Source organism: Pseudoflavonifractor sp. An176 (assembly GCF_002160435.1).
Classification (GTDB): Bacteria; Bacillota; Clostridia; order Oscillospirales; family Oscillospiraceae; genus Enterenecus; species Enterenecus faecium.
On sequence record NZ_NFKO01000001.1, the window covers coordinates 298,432 to 315,081 of the forward strand.

Below are 16,650 nucleotides of genomic sequence, written 5' to 3' on the forward strand. Positions count from 1 at the left end.
GGGGAGACTCCACTGCCAGCACCGGGACCCGGTTCCGTCCCAATTCCAACGGGCGGGACAGCAAAGGGTGCATCAGCTTCATAAAATCACCAGCCTTCTCTCATCGTCAATGATCTCGGTGCGGTACTCGCCCAGCACCAGTTCCATTTTGGCAAACTGGCGCTCGGTGACGGTGAGCATTTGGATCAGCCCCTGGGGTGGCTTATTGTCCCGCACACGCTCCATGATTTTACGCCGCACCAGTTCACAGAGAAGATACGTGGTCAGGGAGATGGCGGTGCTCTCCAGCATGAGCACACCCACCTCGCTGAGGTGGACTCGTTTGACCTCGTCCACCGTACGCACCACCAGATACTCCAACTTATAGTCCACCTTGGCATTGCTGGACACCACCACCACCCGCCAGCTCATACGCGCAGCAGATCCACGGTCTGCTCATAGAAGCCAGTGACAGACTGATGGTGCAGCAAAAACCGGTGTCCCTCATAATTTTTCAGGTTCTTGGAAGTCAATACGATGCCAATACCCGCCTTTCCGTTGAGCAGCTTGAGGTCTGCGCTGGCGGCGTTGTTGGCAAACAGATTGAGCATTTGCATCAGAATGCGGCACTGGTCCGCCTGAGAGAGGGTAGAAAATTTCTCTTGTTGCTCCCGGAACGTGTTGGCTGCCGTCTCATACTTCACTCCATAGCGTGGATTTTCCAATTTGGACAACAGCAGTGCATACAGCTGCACGCTCTGTTGCGGGGTGATCCCATCAAAGCGGGTCAGCTCCAGCTCCCGCCCCGCCACTTTGCACCGCTCCAGATATTTGACAATGCCTTTGATGTACTGCTGCCATGTGGGCTCAATGACCAGTTGATTGGCATTCTTATAGATAATTTGACTGCCTGTTCGGCCGGAGATGTGCATACGGAACCCGTCAAAGGACACCAGGGCGTTGATCTTGATGCACGGAACCAGGATGCGTGGTTCATGCAGCTTCAAAATATCCGTGCAGTACCCCACGGGGTCTTGTTCATACTGTTTCTGATACATGAGCAAAACCGTCTCCAGAGATCGCACTCGCTTTTTCTTGTCTGTGTGCTCTACCAGACAGAAATATGCCCCCGTCAGCTTGTTGTAACCGCCGTATCTTTCCACCGTCAGTCTGGGGTCGGAGGACTTGATGCTGGCCTGTCCCTTTCCCTGCTTGACAATCATTTGGTCAAACAGACCGCCGCCCACAGTGGAGGCTCTTCTGGTAAAGAGGATATTGTTCTTGGCCATCGTGCGGCGCACCGTTTGGATGCTCTCCCCCGCCTTCCAGGCCACCTCTCCTCCCCGTTGAACGTCAAAGTCAAACATTCGGTTGAGGCTATACCGGTTGTCCTTCTCCCGCAGGAAATTGGCAGGGCTGCAGGTAAATTTCACATGGTAGACGTTGCCCACCACAATGTTGAGGTAGGCATCCTTGGCGTGGTGGAAGTCGTTGACCTCCCGGCACTTGACAAACAAGGGATCCTGGGGATAGGCTTTTCCCTTGCATTCCCCCGCCTGGATGGACTGTCCGTCCGGGGTGATCCGCTGATCCTGGCGGAACTGGGCGACGTTCCCCGCCTTGACATACACCACCTCGGTGGACGCCCCAAAGGTCTGCTCCAACAGCTGGGCCACAATTTTACTGGACTGCCGGGTCTCCACCAGTTGGCGGGCAATGAAGCCGGACAGCTCTTGCGCGTCAAATCCGGTGGCACGTGTCAGCCGCTGATACTTTTTCTCGCTGATCAATCCCTTCCCCTTGAGCATGGTCCAAAAGGCCCGCATATGCTCCCGTATCTCACCGCTGATGGGATAGGTATCTCCCTTCTTGCTGTTGAGCTCCCGGCGCACCAGCACCCGGTTTTCCAGGCTGTCATCCTTGGTCTTGCTCTGGGGGTAGATGTGGTCGATGTCATAGCGAGAGTCCAGCTCCGCGATGGAGATCACATCCCCGCTGTACATACACCTTCCCATCTGGGTGTAGTACAGATACAGCTTGTCCCGGCGTAAATTTCCCTCCGGCTCCCCTTGCAGCTGCTCAAAGAGCGGACTGCTCTCCTCTCCGCACTTCTGATACAGTTCCACCAACTGCGCCTTTCGCGACTTGGGTACCTTCCCCTTTTTGTCCTTCTCCTCCCCCCGGGCCATCTCCACAAACACCCGGGCGGGTGGGCCACCCATGATTTTGGCGATCCCCCGCACAATGGCCATGGTCTGGTAAATGCCCCGCTTGATGCCGGGAGAGGCGTAACACTCCGCCAGATACTCCTTCAAGGTCTGGCTGTGTTCCGCCTGCTTGCGCTTGCGGTACTCCTCCACCTGCTGGGCAAAGGTATACCGCCCGCTGAGCAGCTGCATCAAATTTTCATTGCTGTTCCACAGCAGATCCATGATGGAGAACGCCTCCCCGGTGTTCTGGTCCACATGGAACAGCTGGGTGAGAAATTGTCGGGACAACCTGCCCCAACCGGAGCATTTCACACCCAACACCTGCTTTTGTTCCTGGGGGGTGAGTTTCTCCCCATATGTCTTGTCCAGCCAGCCCCGCAGCAGCTTCTTATCCTCCCCAAACAACACTTTATAGCGGATGATCTCTTCCACCATCTCCGCTCCGCCGTCACGGCTCAGCAACCAGCCAAATTGCCGCCAGGGGGCTAAAGTCGCTTGGAAATCGCCGGCCAGGCCACTGATGGTGTCCTCTTGGGTCATACCATGGTGGACCATGAGGTATTTTTTCACCCCCGCCTGGGTCACCTTCCGCCCTTTCCCAAACAAATTGGTATAGATGTCCTGTTTCAGCTTCACCGAAATGGGTTTTCCGTTGATACGCAGGTTATTCAGCTCGTTGAGCACCATAAAGCGGCTATACAGCAGAGAGTCCTTGGGCAGCACATCCTCCCCAATGTAGGTGCACTTGGCGGTCATGCGGGTAATAAAGTGTTCCCTGCACTGTTCCAGATCCACCACCTGGTCAAAGTTCCAGGGATAAATCTTCTCCCCGCTGCGCACCACCCAGCTGTGAGGGCCGCCGGATTGCAGGGGGCCCACATAGTAGGGAATGCGGAAGGCAAACATACGCACAATGCGCTCGGCCACCGTCAGGCCGCTTTCATCTCGCTGGGACAAAAAAGGCAGATATCCCTGGGCATTGGCCAAAATCTTCTCCAGCTCCATCTGATGAAGCTGATGGGGAATCACCCCATTGTCCTTGCTGGTGGGTTTGCGCAGAAAGTCCCGCCGCTCCAACCGGGCATAGATCTCCTTGGTGGTCTCGTCGGCGTCCTTCCACCCCTTCATCTTGCCTAACACATACTTGCAGAAGGTATCGTAATCGCACCGACTGCTCTTGCAGTCCTTCCCCACATACGAGGGGTAGTTCCCCTCTCTGGTCCCATGGAACATCTCACGGCAGCAGTCCTCTCCGCCGTACCGTTTCACCACCTCTTTCAGCTGCTCCAGCTGGTGCCGGTGGTTTTCGTAGACTTTTACCTTGGCAAACGAGAGGTATTGCTCCCCATCCCGCATCTTTTCTAGCAATGCCCAGTCATACACCTCTTTGGCGGCCAACACCAGTTCGATGCGATCACCCACAGCGGCCAGCAAAGGGCCCTCTACCCCATCAAAGTCATCTTCCAAACTCAATTTCTGGAGTTCCTCCGAGGACACCTCCTCCCCATATAGCGCGGATAAACTCACCTTGCTGCCCGTCAATAACTCCACCACAGAGGTGGTTGTGGTTTTCTCTTTGCTCAACCCGAATAGCTCCAGCAGTTTTGCCTTCTTGGCAGTCTTACGTATTTTGTGATCCAGAAGGATCTCCCGCACCTCTCCCAAACGCTGGGTAGACAGAGGATCCGCCTCTTCCCGCTCCAAAGCCCCATTGAGCCGTTCCACCCCCTTGTCCAGGGAGATGGCGTCCAGAGACATATCTCCATAGAGAAAATGGCCTCGATTTTTCAGAATATGATGGATGGCCAGGTAGACCAGGCGCACATCATGGGGCTGCTGGGACAAGATCAATTCTTTTCTCAGGTGGTAGATGGTGGGATAGGTATGGTGGTAGTCCCAATCCGTAAAGGACTTGTCCCCAAACAGGGTATATTTCCCCAGAGGTACCTCCCCCCGCTTATCCTCCTCCCAGAATCGGCTCTCCTCCATGCGCTGGAAAAAGCCCGGGTCCACCTCTCCCACCGCCTGGGCAAACTGCTCTTGCAGCCAATCCAGACGCTGACGCCGCCGCTGGATACGCCGCCGGGCCACCCGAAAGCCTCGCCGGTCCCGGGCACTCTGCGCCTCATCAAACAGCCGCACTCCCCATAAGGCTTTCCCGTGTACTTTCTTGATCTGATACTGGGTGTCGGTGACGGCCCACCCCACCGACTCGGTGCCAATATCCAGGCCTACATAATACTGCTCCTTCATTTTCTCCCACTTCTTTCTAAAAAGATTGACAACCGAAGGTGAATGAACTATACTACAAAGCGTCTAGACTACCATCTATGACAACACGACAGGTTCAAATACGGCTTTGCCAAACCCGCCAGCTCGACTGGCCTCACAGTGTGTGAGCGAGAAGTCCACGTTTGTGGACTTCTTTTTCTTTTTATCACAGTCAAAGTACAATATATTGTACTTTTTACGTATATTTTTCTGTTATTTTTTCTATCATACCATATAACTTCTTCCATTTCCATAGGTTTCAAAAAAAGGATGCAGTCCTAGGCGGACTGCATCCTTTTTTCATTCGGCATCCGGCACATTTGCTGTGCCACGGATCACATTAGAGTTTCGCTGCAATGGCCTTCATAAACTCCAGGCCGGTGACCTTCTGGGCGGGGGCTTTCCCCTCCCACAGGCCCACCAGGTCGCCGGTCATGACGCCGGACTCGATGGTGTCAATGGCGGCCTTCTCCAGGCGGTGGGCAAAGTCGGTGAGCTCGGGCAGATTGTCCAGCTCGCCCCGCTTGGCCAGGGCGCCCGTCCAGGCGAAGATGGTGGCCATGGGGTTGGTGGACACCTGCTCCCCTCTCAGGTGGCGATAGTAGTGCTGAGTGACGGTGCCGTGGGCGGCCTCGTACTCATAGTAGCCCTCGGGGGACACCAGCACGGAGGTCATCATGGCCAGAGAGCCGAAGGCGGTGGACACCATGTCGCTCATGACATCGCCGTCGTAGTTCTTGCAGGCCCAGATGAAGCCGCCCTTGGAGCGGATGACACGGGCCACAGCGTCGTCAATGAGGGTGTAGAAGTAGGTGATGCCCGCCTGCTCAAACTTCTCCTTATACTCCGCCTCAAAGATATCGTGGAAGATATCCTTGAAGGTGTGGTCATACTGCTTGGAGATGGTGTCCTTGGTGGAGAACCACAGGTCCTGCTTGACATCCAGGGCGTACTGGAAGCAGGAGTGGGCAAAGGACGTGATGGACTGGTCCAGGTTGAACTGGCCCTGCACCACGCCCCGCCCCTTGAAGTCCTGGATGGTCTGGCGCTGCTCGGTGCCGTCGGCGGCGGTGAACACCAGCTCGGCCTTGCCGGGGCCAGTCAGGCGCATCTCAGTGGCCTTATACACGTCACCAAAGGCGTGACGGGCGATGGTGATGGGCTTGGCCCAGTTCTTCACCACCGGGTTGATGCCCTCCACCATGATGGGGGCACGAAACACGGTGCCGTCCAGAATGGCACGGATGGTGCCGTTGGGGGACTTCCACATCTGGGAGAGGTTGTACTCCTCCACCCGCTGGGCGTTGGGGGTGATGGTGGCGCACTTCACCGCCACGCCATACTTCTTGGTGGCCTCGGCGGCGTCCACCGTCACCTGGTCCCCGGTCTCCTCCCGGTGGCGCAGGCCCAGGTCGTAATACTCGGTTTTCAGGTCAATATACGGCTCCAGCAGCTCCTCTTTGATCTGCTGCCAGAGAATGCGGGTCATCTCGTCCCCGTCCATCTCCACCAGGGGGGTCTTCATCTGAATTTTACTCATGGGTATCGCTCCTTTTTCCCTTGCCTCGGGCGTGTACTCGTAGCTTTCATTTTACCCCAGGGCCGTCAAAATTTCAAGCACTTTCGCACACTAGCGAGCCATCATTTTTGCACAGAAAAAGGGCCGGGATGTCCCGGCCCTTTTGGTTAGGTAAAGAAGCGGTTCCAATAGCCCATGACAAAGATGATGAACATGATAATGGGCAGTAGATAGGTCACATAGAAGCGCACATTGCGGGGGAAGCGCAGGCCCGAACCGGTGTTGGCCTCGGCCAGGAAGTTGTCCCAGCCCCAGCCCTTGCGGGTAACGCAGAACAGCAGATACACCAGAGAGCCCAAAGGCAGAATGTTGTCGCTGACCAGGAAGTCCTCCAAATCCATGATGGAGGTGCCAGCCCCCAGAGGCTGGAAGCCGCTCCACAGGTTGAAGCCCAGCACGCAGGGCATGGACAGCAACAGAATGGCCACGGTATTCACCAGCACCGCCTTTTTCCGGCTCCAGCCCCACTTATCCATGTAGAAGCAGACGATATTCTCAAACACGGCAATGACGGTGGACAGGGCGGCAAAGGACATGAACACGAAGAACAGAGCGCCCCACAGCCGTCCCCCGCTCATGGAGTTGAACACGTTGGGCAGGGTGATGAAGATGAGGTTTGCCCCGCTGTCGGCGGCCACGTCAAAGGCGGAGCAGGCGGGGAAAATGATGAGGCCAGCAGTGAAGGCCACGCAGGTATCCAGAATGCCCACCCGCAGGGCCTCGCCGGGCAGGGTGTGCTCTTTGCCGATGTAGCTGCCGAAGATGGCCAGCGCGCCGATGCCCAGAGACAGGGTGAAGAAGGCCTGACCCATGGCGGCGTAGATGGCCTCCCAGATGGATGGTCTCCCCGCCCCGGAGCACCCGGGTGGGAGTGCCTTGGAAAAATTCGTAGGTGTTCACGTCATAACCCTCAGGCAGCTGGCAGCGGTCCGTCACATAGCCCCGAATCAGCTCAATGGGCTGGGGAAAGCCCCCCTGGAGCCAGGACAGCTCCGCCTCGTGGGCGTAAAAGTCCAGGTAGTAGCGGTGCCCGCCGATGTGGTCCCAGTGGATGTGGGTGGCCACCGCCGTCACCGGGCCCCGGGCCAGCGCAGCCACCACCGGGGAGATATCACAGATGCCCAGCCCCGTGTCAATGAGCAGGGTGCGGTCTCTGCCATTGAGCAAATAGCAGTGGGTCTCCTCCCAGTGGCGGTATTCGCTGATGATATAGGTATCCGGGTCCACTTGGTCCACGGTGAACCATGGGTTTTGGTCCTGCATGGGCTCCCCTCCTTGTGTGTCGTTGCTCCCCATGATAGCACAGGGGCCGGGTGAACTCAACCACTCCATCTTGGTCTTGTCCCTGCCCTCCACTTCCGGTATAATAGTTCCATCCCATACAAACGAGGAAGCAACTTATGTACACCCACATTTTCTTTGACTTAGACGGCACCCTCACCGACCCCAAAGAGGGAATCACCAACTCGGTGGCCTATGCTCTGGCGTCCTTCGGCATCCAGGAGGACCCGGACCGCCTCACCCCCTTCATCGGTCCGCCCCTCATCGACTCCTTTATGGAGTTCTACCACTTTGACCTCCCCACCGCCCAGAAAGCGGTGGAGAAATACCGGGAATACTTCTCCCAGAAGGGTATTTTTGAAAACAAAGTGTTTTCCGGCACTCAGCCTCTGTTGGCCCAGCTGAAAGCGGCGGGAAAGACCGTGTGTCTGGCCACCTCCAAGCCGGAGGTGTTCGCCCGTCAAATCCTGGAGCACTTCCACATCGACGGCTACTTTGACCAGATTGTGGGCAGCTGCCTGGACGGCACCCGCACCAAAAAGGGCGAGGTGATTGGGGAGGTATTCGCCCGGCTGGGGGAAAAGTGCCCGGACAAGGCCATGTGCGTCATGGTGGGCGACCGCCTCCACGACATCCATGGGGCCCAGGAGAACGGCCTGGACTCCATCGGCGTCACCTTCGGCTATGGCAGCCAGGAGGAATTGACCCAGGCCGGAGCCACCCACATTGCCCACAGCTTTGAAGAACTGGCCCAGATTTTGGGCTGAAAAACAGCCTCTGAGGTGCACTCAGAGGCTGTTTTTCTTATTGTTCGGTTTTCGCACGCTGCTTCCTGCGCTTGAGCCACTCCCCTTTGATGCGGCTGCCCCACTCAAAGGCAGTCTCAAATGCGTAAATCACCGAGGGGGTGAGCAGCAGGAACACCGTCACCACCAGGGCGGACTGGAGGTCCAGGGCGGTGAGCTCGAAGAAGGGTCCAAACCACACCACGGCCACCACCATGGCCACGGTCATGGCCCCCAGCAGGGCCCACCGCTTCTTGTCCAGGGGCCGGGCCACATAGTAGATCACCAGCAGTCCCACCGCCCCGATGGTGACGGTGGACAGGGTGGACAAGGTGGCCCGCTGGAAGGTAAAGGCGTAGGTGAACAGCTCCAAGCCCACAATGAGCACGATGTTGGTCAGGCCTCCCGGCAGCGCCCGGCGGAGCACGTTGTGCATGAATCGGCCCCGCACCAGCTCATGGTTGGGCTCCAGAGCCAGGACAAAGGAGGGAATGCCAATGGTCAAGGCGCTGATGAGGGTGAGCTGAATGGGAACAAAGGGGTACGGGAACCCGGCAATGAGGGTGATGAGGGCCAAAAACACCGACATGATGTTTTTCACCAGGTAGAGGGCGGCGGCCCGCTGGATGTTGTTGATGACCCGTCGGCCCTCCTCCACCACCCGGGGCATGGCGGAGAAGTCGGAGTCCAGCAGCACCAGCTCGGCCACCTGGCAGGCGGCCTCGGCTCCCGAGGCCATGGCGATGCCGCAGTCGGCGTCTTTCAGGGCCAGCACGTCGTTGACGCCGTCGCCGGTCATGGCCACGGTGTGCCCCGCCTTTTGCAGGGCCTTCACCAGCTTGCGCTTCTGGTCCGGGGTCACCCGGCCAAAGACGTTGTATTCCTGCACAGCCCGGTCATAGTCCCCCGGCTCCTTGAGGGTGGCAGCGTCCACAAATCGCTCCGCCCCAGCAATGCCCGCCTGTTGGGCTACCCGGGACACGGTCTGGGGGTTGTCACCGGAGATGACCTTCACGTCCACCCCGTACTTAGCGAAGTAGCGGAAGGTGTCCGGGGCCTCAGGGCGGATGGGGTTGGCCACCACCACCAGGGCCACGGGGACCACCGCACCCTGCAAGCCCCCCTCCTGGGTGGGAGGCGTGTCACACTGGGCCAGCAGCAGCACCCGGCACCCCGCCTGCTGGTAGGGCTCCACCCGGTGGGCAATGGCTTGGTAGCCCTCTTTGAGAATGAATTCCGGGGCGCCCAGCACATAGGAGCCGTGGTCCTGGAACACCACCGCCGACCACTTATTGGCGGAGGTGAAGGGGACCACCTGTTGGGCCTGCCAGCCGTTCCCCTGCTGGAAGCGCCGGGCCAGAGCCTTGGCGGTGTCGTTGTCGGCGTCCATCACCTGGTAGTAGGCACCCAGCACTCCCTCCACCTGCTGGGGAGAGGTCTGGGGGTCCAGGCACACCAGCTCCTGCACCGACATGTCCGGCTGGGTGACGGTGCCCGTCTTATCCACGCACAGCATGTCCACCCGGGCCAGGGTCTCAATGGCGCTCATCTGGTGGACCAGGGTTTTCCGCTGGGCCAGGCGCATCACCGAGACGGCCAGAGCCACACTGGTGAGCAGATACAGCCCCTCGGGAATCATGCCGATGAGGGCGGCCACCATGGAGGTGATGGAGGTGGAGAAGCTCTGCTCCTGCACCAGAAATTCGTTGCAAAACAGGGCGATCCCCAGGGGTATGAGGGCGAAGCCGATGACCCGAATCAGGCGGTCCAGAGACTTCATCATCTCGGACTTGCCTGCCCCCTGGTCCGCCTTGGCCTCATGGGCCAGACGGGCAGCGTAGCTGGCCGCTCCCACCTGGTCCATCCGGGCCCGGCACTTGCCAGACACCACAAAGCTGCCGGAGAGCAGCGGGTCCCCGGGATTCTTCACAATGGGGTCCGCCTCGCCGGTGATGAGGGCCTCGTTCACCGTCACCTGGCCCACTAAAACCGGGCCGTCGGCGGGAATCTGGTCTCCGGCCCCCAGCTCCACAATGTCCTCCCGCACCAGCTGGTCCACAGGCACGGTGCCCAGCTGTCCGCCCCGCACCACTTTGACCCGGGCCTGAGCCACCAGAGCCAGCTTGCTCAGGGTGGCTCGGGAGCGCAGCTGCTGGACGATACCGATGAGGGAGTTGATGGCAGCGATGAGCAGAAAGAACATGTCCCGGAAGCTGCCCGCCAGCACCAGCAGCGCCGCCAGCACCACAAACACCAGGTTGAAGAAGGTCAGGGTGTTTTCCCGGATGATCTCCCCGGTGGATTTCAGGTTGGTCTCCTCCACCCGGTTGTGCCACCCGGCGGCGGCCAACTGAGCCGCCTGGGCCTGGGTCAAGCCCTGTTCCGGAGTGGGAAAATAGCGATCCATGGGGACGGGCTGCCGAAGCTGGCCATCCCCTCTCTGTCTCTTGTTTCGCTTTATCATCTTATTGTTCCTCGTCCGCCAAGGTCATGGCGTATTCAAACCGGACCTCGCCCTCTGGGCCGATGCCACGGGCAAAGAGGTGCTCTCCCTCCACGGCGGTGGCCATGGACAGCTCTTCCCCCGCCCGGCACTCACTAATGTAGGAGATTTGGATGTCCCGGATGTACTTTCCCTTCCCGTTTCGCTCCATGTGGAGGGCATCACAGGCATAGTCAGCATAGTGGCTGTTGTTGATATGACCGTTGATATCGGTATCCGAATACCCGAGATACCGCTTCCCTGCCGCACCAAATTCCTTGGGCATCGGTACACGGTGGAGCTTGATGGACTTGTTCCGTTCCCCGCCGTCGGTGCCCTGGAACTCGGTGACATCCCGCAGCCGGAACAGCTTGTGGGTGTCGGCGTCCACCATCACCCACTGGGCCACACCCTGGCCGATGAGCTTCCCGTCCCGGTAGATGTCAAAGTCCCGGTAGGTGGCCACACCGGTGCCGCCCCGGTGCCAGGTCTGAATGGTGAACTCGTCGTTCCACCGCAGAGGGGCATACAGCTCCACCCAGTTGCGGGACACCATCCACAGGCAGTGATACCGCTCAAAAATCTCCGGCCCCGAGGCCCCCAGCTGGATGGCCGCCTGGGTGGCGGCCTCCTGCAAATAGCCCAGCAGCGCCGAGGGTCGGCACTGGTTGAACATGTCCACATCCAGGGAGCCCACCCGGAAGGTGACTTCAGTGATTTGATGACTCATTTACTCTTCCTTCTTTCCAGGAATGGTGAGGGTGTAGCGGGCGCAAATTTCGTCCACGTCGTCCAGGGTGGCGGCAGGCAGCCGCAGGGTGGCACCGCATCCAGCGCACACCACATCCACCGAGGAGTACCCCACCTTGATACCGTACTGGTCGCAGCCACAGCCGCAAGAGATGCCCTTACGGCCTGCAATGTCCTTGAGTTCCGCCAGCACCTCGCCCATGACGATCTCGTCCAGGAAGGTGCCCCGGGTCTCCTCCTGGTCATCCATGCGCAGCTTGTCCACGGCCCGCTCCAGCTTCTCCATCTCGCCGAACACTGCCTCCTCTTCTCCGATGAAGCAGCAGCCCAGCCCCGAGGCGGAGCAGGAGAGCACCAGCAGCTTCTCCTCCATCATGGCTCGGGTGGAGCACACGGTGTGGTGGTCCTTGGCGCAGAAGAGACAGGGCACCGTCACCTGACAGTGCTCCCCCTGCTGGTGAAATTCCAGCTGAGACTTGCCGCAGGGGCAGGGAATGGTCTGGTCCCCAGCGGCCAGGGCAAAGGCGGTGCGCTCCACCACCACAGCCTTGCCGCACACGGGACAGATATAGCCGATGTATCTGGTCTGTTCCGACATAACAGGATTCCTCCCATAACATTTCTCAAAAAATTTTTCCAACAGAGTGCATTATACCACCCCTTTGTGAATTTTTCTAGCACTCCCTGGCTTTTGTGATAAATTCCTTGGCGGTGCGCATACTAGAGGCAAGACATTTTCTTGAAGGAGTCTTTGCCTATGCCCCGCTCGTCCCAAACCTACCTTCTCTCCCGGCCCCCCGTCATCGTGGGCTACGGCAGCGCCGGAGGCCGCAAGGAGAAAGAGGGCCCCCTGGGCCGCTTTTTTGACCACACCTGTGAAGACGACACCTTCCAGCAGTCCAGCTGGGAGATGGCGGAGACCACCATGCAGCAGATGGCCCTGGAGTCTGCGCTGAAACGAGCCAAGCTAGAGGCCCAGCAGCTGGATTTTCTCCTGGCGGGGGACCTTCTCAACCAGTGCATCAGCTCCGCCTTTGCCGCCCGGTGGGCGGGGGTGCCCTATCTGGGCCTCTATGGGGCCTGCTCCACCATGGGGGAGAGCCTGGCCCTGGCCTCCCTGCTCCTCTCCGGGGGTTGGGGCCACCACGCCGCCGCCATGACCTCCTCCCACTTCTGTTCCGCCGAGCGGCAGTACCGCACCCCTCTGGAGTACGGCTGCCAGCGGCCCCCCACCACCCAGTGGACCGCCACCGCCGCCGGGGCGGTGGTGCTCTCCTCCCAAGGGGAGAAGGGCCCGGTGGTGTCCGCCGTCACCATCGGCAAGGTGATGGACAAGGGGGTCAAAGACCCCGCCAACATGGGGGCGGCCATGGCCCCAGCAGCCTACGAGACCCTGCGGGCCCATTTCCGGGACACCGGGCGCAGTCCCGCCGACTACGACCTCATCCTCACCGGGGACCTGGGCCAGCTGGGGTGGGAGATCGTCTCCGACTTCTTCTCCCGGGACGGGTGTCCCCTGTCCAACTACAACGACTGCGGCCTGCTTCTCTTTGAGCGGGAGGCCCAGGACGTCCACTGCGGCGGCTCCGGGTGCGGGTGCAGCGCCGCCGTGCTCACCACCATGGTTCTGCCCGGCCTCCAGTCCGGGCGATGGAAGCGGGTCCTCTTCTGCCCCACCGGGGCGCTGCTCTCCCCGGTGTCCACCATGCAGGGGGAGTCCATCCCCGGCATCTGCCACGCCATTGTGCTGGAAGGAGGTGCAAGTTGATGGAATACTTCAACGCCTTTTTGCTGGGCGGCATTCTCTGCGTCATCGGTCAGGTACTCTTGGACCGCACCAGCCTCACCCCCGCCCGGATTCTGGTGTTTTACGTGGTGGCGGGGGTCATCCTCAGCGGACTGGGGCTGTACCAGCCTCTGGTGGACTGGGCGGGGGCCGGGGCCACCGTCCCCCTCACCGGATTCGGCCACACCCTGGCCCAGGGGGTGCGCAAAGCCGTGGAGGAGGAGGGCTGGCTGGGGGTGCTCACCGGAGGACTCACCGCCACCGCTGGGGGTATCGCCTTGGCCATCACCCTGGGTCTTGTGGCATCTTTCCTGTTTCGACCCCGGCCCAAGAAGTGATTTTCCATGTTTCTGCCATTGACAAAGCCAGTGGTGTAAAGATATAATGTTACCCGCAATTGAACATTGCCTTATCGAGAGTGGCGGAGGGATCGGCCCAATGAAGCCACGGCAACCTGCTCGCATGAGCAAGGTGCCAAATCCGGCGGAGACGAGTGTTACACTCGCGCGCAAGATGAGGACACGCTGTCTCCATCCGCCGGACTGTCCGGCGGATTTTTTGTTTTCGCTTTTACCGTACAAAGAAAGGAAGATTACTTATGGCAAGACGTTTCTTTACCTCGGAGTCTGTCACCGAGGGACACCCCGACAAGATCTGCGACCAGATTTCCGACGCCGTTCTGGACGCCATTCTGGCTCAGGACCCTGTGGCCCGTGTGGCCTGTGAGACCACCGTATCCACCGGCCTGGTGCACATCATGGGCGAGATCACCACCTCCTGCTACGTGGACATCGCCAAGGTGGCCCGGGAGGTCATCCGGGACATCGGCTATGACCGGGCCAAGTACGGCTTTGACTGCGACACCTGCGGCGTGGTGCTCAACATCGACGAGCAGTCCCCCGACATCGCCATGGGCGTGGACAAGGCCCTGGAGGCCCGGGAGGGCGAGATGACCGACGAGCTGGACGGCGGCGCCGGTGACCAGGGCATGATGTTCGGCTACGCCTGCCGGGAAACCGAGGAGCTCATGCCCCTGGCCATCTCCCTGTCCCACAAGCTGGCCCAGCGGCTCACTGCCGTGCGTAAGGACGGCACTCTGGACTACCTCCGCCCCGACGGCAAGTCTCAGGTCACCGTGGAGTACGACGAGAACCAGAACCCCGTGCGGGTGGACGCTGTGGTTATCTCCACCCAGCACAGCCCCGAGGCCTCTCTGGAGCAGATTCGTGCCGACATGGTGGAGCACGTCATCCGTCCCACCATCCCCGCTAATCTGATGGATAAGAACACCAAGATCTACATCAACCCCACCGGCCGCTTCGTGGTAGGCGGTCCCCAGGGCGACTCCGGCCTCACCGGCCGCAAGATCATCGTGGACACCTACGGCGGCTCCGCCCCCCACGGCGGCGGCGCCTTCTCCGGCAAGGACCCCACCAAGGTGGACCGTTCTGCCGCCTACGCCGCCCGCTGGGTGGCCAAGAACGTGGTGGCCGCTGGGCTGGCCGACCGCTGCCAGGTGCAGCTGGCCTACGCCATTGGCGTGGCCCGGCCTGTGTCCGTGCTGGTGGACACCTTCGGCACCGGCAAGGTGTCCGACGAGGTGCTGGAGCAGGCCGTGAACCAGGTCTTTGACCTGCGGCCCACCGCCATCATCAACCGTCTGGACCTGCGCCGTCCCATCTACCGCCAGACCGCTGCTTACGGCCACTTTGGCCGTTCCGAGCTGGATCTGCCCTGGGAGAAGACCGACATGACCCAGGCTCTGCTGGACGCCTGCAAGGGCTAATCCCTATCCCATCAACCAAAATGAGTGAGAGCCGCCAAAAGGCGATTCTCACTCATTTTTTCATGTCCCAGCTTTCTGTTTGGACTCAGCCACTATCATTTGCAACGGGTTTCCCCCAGGTAAATCACTCTTCTTCGTCATCCTCAAAGGAATATTCATTGAGCGACTCAAAATCTAAAAACTCTGCCACCGTCATGTTGAAGGCCAACGCCAATTTGTGCAGCGTCTTCACCCGTGGATTTTGGGTCACCCCTCGCACAATGTTGTCCAAGGTGGACTGCTTGACATTGCTCATGGAGGCCAGTTTATTGATGGAAATCCCCCGCTGTCTGCAAAGCTCCCGGATGCGCTGAATATATAGCTCGTAATATTCCATAGGCTTCTCCCTCTGCAATCATTACCCATTTACGGGTTGATGTGATGATAGCAACAAACAAGGGAGAACCTACCCGAATACGGGTTGACTTGTGGAATAATTTTGTTTTACAATTGTCATATACCCGAATAAAGGTAACTTCTTTGGAGGGAGCAATATGTCAACGTGTACATTTTTGGGGCATCGTCAATGTCCACCTGATTTAAGGCTGCAACTGCGCCGAGTTCTCATGGATTTCATCGAAGAGCACGGCGTTCGTACATTCTATGTAGGCAACCAAGGCGGTTTTGAGCGCATGGCTTGTTCTGTCCTCCGTGAGCTTTGCCTGGAATATCCAAGCGTCACCTATGGGGTTGTTCTGGCGCATCTCCCCATCCATGGGCAAGAGACGAGAGAGAACGCCATGGATGACTCCCATTTGATTCTTCCAGACGGTATTGACACCATTCCCAAGCAATTCGCCATGGACTGGAGAAATCGCTGGATGTTAAAACAGTCGGATTATGTGGTGACATATGTGACCCATCCCTGTGGTCATGCAGCCAGATATGCAGCACTGGCCAAGCAAATGGGCAAGCGGGTGCTCAATCTGGACCCACCCCGTTCCGTATCTCCTTACATTGGGAGGCTATGAAGAAGCCGCTGCAAAACAGAAACAGGCTGTTGCAAACCGCATGTCTGCAACAGCCCCTTTCTTCTAGATTCCCAACAGACTCCCCAAAGCATTGACCAGGATGCACAGCCCCACTCCCAGCAGGGTGGGCACCGCCACCGCCACCAGGGTCCACTTGATACTCTTGCTCTCTCGCCAGATGGTGAGGCAGGTGGTGGAGCAGGGCCAGTGGAACAGCGTGAACAGGAGGGTACACACCGCCGTGGTCATGGTCCACCCGTGCGCTTCCAGAAGCGCCTGCACTCCAGTGAGCTGGTCAAAGTCCACCAGGCTGCCCTGGGCCAGGTAGGCCATGAGCATCACCGGCATCACGATCTCATTGGCGGGCCAGCCCAGGAGGAAAGCGGTTAAAATCACCCCATCCAGGCCCATAAGCTGCCCCAGGGGGTCCAAAAATCCAGTGATATGAGCCAGAATGGTGGTGTCCCCCAGGGTGATGTTGGCCAGCAGCCAGATGACACCCCCGGCGGGGGCCGCCACCGCCACCGCCCGGGCCAGCACGAACACCGTGCGGTCCAGCAGGGAGCGCACCACCACCTGCCCCACCCGGGGACGGCGGAAGGGAGGCAGCTCCAGTGCAAAGGCGGAGGGGGTACCTTTCAGCACGGTAGCGGTGAGCAGTCGGGTACACCCCAGGGTGGCGGCCACCCCCAGCAGCAGCACCCCCAGCAGGGCCGCCGCCCCCACAAGGC

At 59.4% G+C, this 16,650-nt stretch carries 14 protein-coding genes, 1 pseudogene and 1 riboswitch; of the genes and pseudogenes, 5 read left to right on the forward strand and 10 right to left on the reverse strand.

All coding sequences use genetic code 11. The features are described from left to right. Nucleotides 1-78 precede the first annotated feature (78 nt). The 5 genes and pseudogenes from B5F12_RS01390 to B5F12_RS01410 all read right to left on the reverse strand — a co-directional run. Nucleotides 79-411, reverse strand: a complete 333-nt coding sequence (locus B5F12_RS01390) for a hypothetical protein (RefSeq protein ID WP_087229126.1) — start codon at nucleotides 409-411, stop codon at nucleotides 79-81. Then, nucleotides 408-4,442, reverse strand: coding sequence for a type II CRISPR RNA-guided endonuclease Cas9 (cas9, locus tag B5F12_RS01395; protein ID WP_087229129.1), 4,035 nt, complete (start codon nucleotides 4,440-4,442; stop codon nucleotides 408-410). Before cas9 ends, B5F12_RS01390 begins: the two co-directional genes overlap by 4 nt. Nucleotides 4,443-4,800: 358 nt before the next feature. Then, nucleotides 4,801-6,000 carry an NADP-dependent isocitrate dehydrogenase gene (locus B5F12_RS01400; RefSeq protein WP_087229132.1) on the reverse strand — a complete coding sequence of 400 codons (1,200 nt, stop codon included), beginning with the start codon at nucleotides 5,998-6,000 and terminating at the stop codon, nucleotides 4,801-4,803. A gap of 146 nt (nucleotides 6,001-6,146) precedes the next feature. Further along, complete coding sequence (locus B5F12_RS11820; RefSeq protein ID WP_242954858.1) at nucleotides 6,147-6,851, reverse strand: sodium-dependent transporter; 705 nt, start codon at nucleotides 6,849-6,851, stop codon at nucleotides 6,147-6,149. A gap of 13 nt (nucleotides 6,852-6,864) precedes the next feature. Continuing rightward, nucleotides 6,865-7,302 (reverse strand): annotated as a pseudogene (locus B5F12_RS01410) (MBL fold metallo-hydrolase); the annotation flags it as partial. Between the two features lie 137 nt (nucleotides 7,303-7,439). Between B5F12_RS01410 and B5F12_RS01415 the strand changes: the two are divergent. Further along, entirely contained in the window at nucleotides 7,440-8,087 is a 648-nt protein-coding gene (locus B5F12_RS01415) for an HAD family hydrolase (RefSeq protein ID WP_087229142.1), read from the forward strand. Between the two features lie 37 nt (nucleotides 8,088-8,124). On the opposite strand, the gene B5F12_RS01420 is transcribed toward B5F12_RS01415, so the two are convergent. The 3 genes from B5F12_RS01420 to B5F12_RS01430 are packed head-to-tail and all read right to left on the reverse strand — an operon-like array spanning nucleotide 8,125 to nucleotide 11,935. Beyond that, a complete protein-coding gene (locus tag B5F12_RS01420; protein WP_087229144.1) occupies nucleotides 8,125-10,569 on the reverse strand; it encodes a cation-translocating P-type ATPase in 2,445 nt (814 codons plus the stop codon). Between the two features lies 1 nt (nucleotide 10,570). Further along, the gene (locus tag B5F12_RS01425) at nucleotides 10,571-11,317 is read right to left on the reverse strand and encodes an acyl-ACP thioesterase domain-containing protein (protein WP_087229148.1); all 747 of its coding nucleotides are present in this window, start codon (nucleotides 11,315-11,317) and stop codon (nucleotides 10,571-10,573) included. After that, nucleotides 11,318-11,935 (reverse strand): hypothetical protein, encoded by a 618-nt coding sequence (locus B5F12_RS01430; protein ID WP_087229150.1) that lies wholly within the window; start codon nucleotides 11,933-11,935, stop codon nucleotides 11,318-11,320. It abuts the gene before it with no gap. Nucleotides 11,936-12,094: 159 nt separating this feature from the next. Here B5F12_RS01430 and spoVAD point away from each other — a divergent pair, with 159 nt between their 5' ends. The 3 genes from spoVAD (at nucleotide 12,095) to metK (ending at nucleotide 14,909) form a co-directional block, all read left to right on the forward strand. Next, complete coding sequence (spoVAD, locus tag B5F12_RS01435) at nucleotides 12,095-13,105, forward strand: stage V sporulation protein AD (protein WP_087229154.1); 1,011 nt, start codon at nucleotides 12,095-12,097, stop codon at nucleotides 13,103-13,105. Further along, on the forward strand, nucleotides 13,105-13,461 hold the full coding sequence (spoVAE, locus tag B5F12_RS01440) for a stage V sporulation protein AE (protein WP_087229157.1): 357 nt from the start codon (nucleotides 13,105-13,107) through the stop codon (nucleotides 13,459-13,461). Before spoVAD ends, spoVAE begins: the two co-directional genes overlap by 1 nt. Before the next feature lie 68 nt (nucleotides 13,462-13,529). Next, nucleotides 13,530-13,643, forward strand: a riboswitch (SAM riboswitch). Nucleotides 13,644-13,721: 78 nt separating this feature from the next. Continuing rightward, on the forward strand, nucleotides 13,722-14,909 hold the full coding sequence (metK, locus tag B5F12_RS01445) for a methionine adenosyltransferase (RefSeq protein WP_087229160.1): 1,188 nt from the start codon (nucleotides 13,722-13,724) through the stop codon (nucleotides 14,907-14,909). A 124-nt stretch (nucleotides 14,910-15,033) separates the two neighbouring features. Here metK and B5F12_RS01450 read toward each other — a convergent pair whose 3' ends face one another. Beyond that, entirely contained in the window at nucleotides 15,034-15,285 is a 252-nt protein-coding gene (locus tag B5F12_RS01450) for a helix-turn-helix transcriptional regulator (protein ID WP_087229163.1), read from the reverse strand. A 157-nt stretch (nucleotides 15,286-15,442) separates the two neighbouring features. Between B5F12_RS01450 and B5F12_RS11640 the strand changes: the two genes are divergently transcribed. Further along, nucleotides 15,443-15,919, forward strand: coding sequence for an SLOG family protein (locus B5F12_RS11640; RefSeq protein ID WP_143482299.1), 477 nt, complete (start codon nucleotides 15,443-15,445; stop codon nucleotides 15,917-15,919). Nucleotides 15,920-15,982: 63 nt separating this feature from the next. Here B5F12_RS11640 and B5F12_RS01460 read toward each other — a convergent pair. Continuing rightward, nucleotides 15,983-16,650: nucleoside recognition domain-containing protein (locus B5F12_RS01460; RefSeq protein ID WP_275532684.1), on the reverse strand; the 668-nt coding region annotated here is incomplete at its 5' end.

What these genes read in the sequence shown, in the direction of transcription:
- B5F12_RS01390 (WP_087229126.1), bottom strand. Translation starts at nt 411, where the DNA reads ATGAGCTGGCGGGTGGTGGTGGTGTCCAGCAATGCCAAGGTGGACTAT.
- cas9 (WP_087229129.1), bottom strand. Translation starts at nt 4,442, where the DNA reads ATGAAGGAGCAGTATTATGTAGGCCTGGATATTGGCACCGAGTCGGTG.
- B5F12_RS01400 (WP_087229132.1), bottom strand. Translation starts at nt 6,000, where the DNA reads ATGAGTAAAATTCAGATGAAGACCCCCCTGGTGGAGATGGACGGGGAC.
- B5F12_RS11820 (WP_242954858.1), bottom strand. Translation starts at nt 6,851, where the DNA reads ATGGGTCAGGCCTTCTTCACCCTGTCTCTGGGCATCGGCGCGCTGGCC.
- B5F12_RS01415 (WP_087229142.1), top strand. Translation starts at nt 7,440, where the DNA reads ATGTACACCCACATTTTCTTTGACTTAGACGGCACCCTCACCGACCCC.
- B5F12_RS01420 (WP_087229144.1), bottom strand. Translation starts at nt 10,569, where the DNA reads ATGATAAAGCGAAACAAGAGACAGAGAGGGGATGGCCAGCTTCGGCAG.
- B5F12_RS01425 (WP_087229148.1), bottom strand. Translation starts at nt 11,317, where the DNA reads ATGAGTCATCAAATCACTGAAGTCACCTTCCGGGTGGGCTCCCTGGAT.
- B5F12_RS01430 (WP_087229150.1), bottom strand. Translation starts at nt 11,935, where the DNA reads ATGTCGGAACAGACCAGATACATCGGCTATATCTGTCCCGTGTGCGGC.
- spoVAD (WP_087229154.1), top strand. Translation starts at nt 12,095, where the DNA reads ATGCCCCGCTCGTCCCAAACCTACCTTCTCTCCCGGCCCCCCGTCATC.
- spoVAE (WP_087229157.1), top strand. Translation starts at nt 13,105, where the DNA reads ATGGAATACTTCAACGCCTTTTTGCTGGGCGGCATTCTCTGCGTCATC.
- metK (WP_087229160.1), top strand. Translation starts at nt 13,722, where the DNA reads ATGGCAAGACGTTTCTTTACCTCGGAGTCTGTCACCGAGGGACACCCC.
- B5F12_RS01450 (WP_087229163.1), bottom strand. Translation starts at nt 15,285, where the DNA reads ATGGAATATTACGAGCTATATATTCAGCGCATCCGGGAGCTTTGCAGA.
- B5F12_RS11640 (WP_143482299.1), top strand. Translation starts at nt 15,443, where the DNA reads ATGTCAACGTGTACATTTTTGGGGCATCGTCAATGTCCACCTGATTTA.